Source organism: Mesorhizobium sp. M7D.F.Ca.US.004.03.1.1 (assembly GCF_003998635.1).
Lineage (GTDB): Bacteria > Pseudomonadota > Alphaproteobacteria > Rhizobiales > Rhizobiaceae > Mesorhizobium > Mesorhizobium loti.
Genome location: NZ_RZQG01000864.1, coordinates 1 through 2,465, shown reverse-complemented (window position 1 = coordinate 2,465; position 2,465 = coordinate 1). Strand labels below are relative to the sequence as shown.

The window sequence follows — 2,465 nt, the reverse complement described above, 5'->3', positions numbered from 1 at the left end:
AGGAACAGCAGCCGCGCAGGAAGAAGCGCGATCAGCAGCAGCAGACCGAGCAGGCGCCGGCAGGCCAGGCAGAACCGGCCAACGACAATCAGCCCGCCGAGCAGGCCAAGCCGCGCAAGAAGAAGCAGGACCAGCAGGCCGAACCTCAAGTCGCCCCGACGCCGAAGGAAGCTCCCGCTGGAGAGGCGACGGCCCCTGCCGGCGAACAGCCTGCGGCCCAGGGCGAGCAGCCCCAGGACAAGACCAAGAAGCATGGCAGGAAACCGGCCGGCGAGCAGCCGACCACCGGTGAGCAACCTGCCAATGGCGAGAAGCCCGTCACCGGCGAACAACCCGCCAATGGCGAAAAGCCGGCGACCGGCGAACAGCCAGCCACCGGCAAGCAACCGGCCAATGGCGAGGCGGCAGCACCAGTCCAGGGCGAAAACCCTGTGCAGGGCGAAGCCCCTGCCAATCCCAACGCTGCCCCCATCCTGGACAGCCAGAAGGATGCCGAGCGCAAGGGCGGCGGCCGGAAGCATGGCGACAAGAACACTCAGCAGAATGGCGGGCAGCAGAATGGCGGGCAGAACGCCCAGCAAGGCGGCGATCAGGGCCAGAAGCCGGTGGTCGCTCCCGTCGACCAGGGCCCGCCCCCGACCGACGACAAGGCCGCACAGCAGGAGATCAAGCCCGAGAAGATGATTCCGGTGACTGAGGAAAAAGGCAAGCGCCTCGATCGCGCGCCCGACGAGAACATCCGCGACCGCCGCCGTCCCAAGGGCGTCGACGTGCTCAAGGAGATCGGCGACCGCGTCATCATCCAGCTCGGCGGCCAGACGATCGTCCAGAGCAATGACGGTCCGCGCATGAACCGCGGCGCCAAGGACGTCTACTACGAGGATCTGCCGCAAGGCCGCACACGCGAGACGGTAGAGCGCGGCAATGGCGTCCAGATCGTCACCATCCGCAACCGCTACGGCGACGTCATCCAGCGTTCGCGCATCACGCCTGATGGGCGCGAATATGTGCTGAGCTATGTCGACGAGCAGGACTATCAGGATGAAGGCGACTGGCGCGATCCCGGCGACGACCTGCCGCCAATGCGTCTGACCATCCCGCGCCGGGAGTACATCCTCGATTCCGAGGATGTCTCGAGCCCGGACGATTACTACGACTTCCTCGAACAGCCGCCGGTGGAGAAGGTGCAGCGCCTCTATTCGATCGACGAGGTCAAGCGCTCGGCCCGCGTGCGCGATATTGCACGGCGCGTCGATCTCGACACGCTCAACTTCGAATTCGGCTCGGCCTCGATCTCCGACACCGAGGTGCAGAAGCTCGAGGGCGTAGCCAGCGCCATGGAGAAACTGTTGAAGAAGAACCCGGCCGAGACCTTCTTGATCGAAGGCCACACCGATGCGGTCGGCACACCGGAAGCGAACCTCGCTCTGTCCGATCGCCGCGCGGAAGCGGTGGCGGAAGCGCTGACCAACGCCTTCGGCATCCCACCGGAGAACCTGACCACGCAGGGCTATGGCGAGGAGTATCTGAAGGTCAACACCGCGGCGCCCAACCGCGAGAACCGGCGCGTCGCCATCCGCCGCATCACCTCGCTGGTGGCGCCTGTGGCCAGCAACAATTAGGTCATGTTTTCAAAACCATGACCTGGTTTGTGGAATCGGCGCGAGAAGCATCCATCCCCGGCCCTGCCGGGGATGGATCGACGTGCCGGGTTCAACAAGAATTGTACCGGTATGCAACCGGGCTCATTGAATCGACGGCGCACCTACCCCAGATTCAGGGCTGGGCGTTCCCTGCCCCGTCCCGACTCCAGCGGGACGCATTGAGCCCCGCCGGACCCTCTCCGGCGGGGTTTTTTGTCTTGCAAACAGTGGCGACCTGAAGGAGATACGGCCCGACTGAGAACCAACCGGAACCACTTCATGAAGCGTCTCGAACTCGCCATCGAATCGATCATTCTCGCCTCGCGCTGGCTGCTCGTCGTCTTCTATCTCGGGCTGGGCGTGGCACTGGCCATCTATGCGCTGTCCTTCGGCAAGAAGCTCTACGAGTTCGTCACCGTGGCCTTCACGCTCGGCGACACCGACACCATCCTGAAGATGCTCGGGCTGATCGATGCCGCCCTGGTTGCCTCGCTGGTGGTGATGGTCATCATCTCGGGCTACGAGAACTTCGTCAGCCGCTTTGACGACTAGGACGGCGGCGTGCACTGGCTGGGCACGATCGATGTCGGCTCGCTGAAGGTCAAGGTCGCCTCGACCATCGTCGCCATCTCGTCGATCCACCTGCTGCAGGTGTTCCTGAACTCGTCGTCCTACACGACCGACCAGTTGATGTGGCTGACCATCATCCACCTCGCCTTCGTCGTCTCGGCCCTCATGCTCGCCTATATCGACCGGCTGATGGGTCTGAGCAAAGGCAAGAAGGACGAGGCGTAACACCAATGGAAGAGGACGATCTTTCAA

Annotated in this window: 1 protein-coding gene and 1 pseudogene; both read left to right on the top strand. The window is 63.8% G+C overall.

Translation table 11 applies throughout. The features are described from left to right. Positions 1-1,622, top strand: a 1,622-nt coding sequence (locus EN935_RS31060; RefSeq protein WP_127373970.1) for an OmpA family protein, incomplete at its 5' end; no start/stop codon positions are given. Positions 1,623-1,922: 300 nt separating this feature from the next. Beyond that, a pseudogene (locus EN935_RS31055) lies at positions 1,923-2,438 on the top strand (TIGR00645 family protein). Positions 2,439-2,465: the final 27 nt, after the last annotated feature.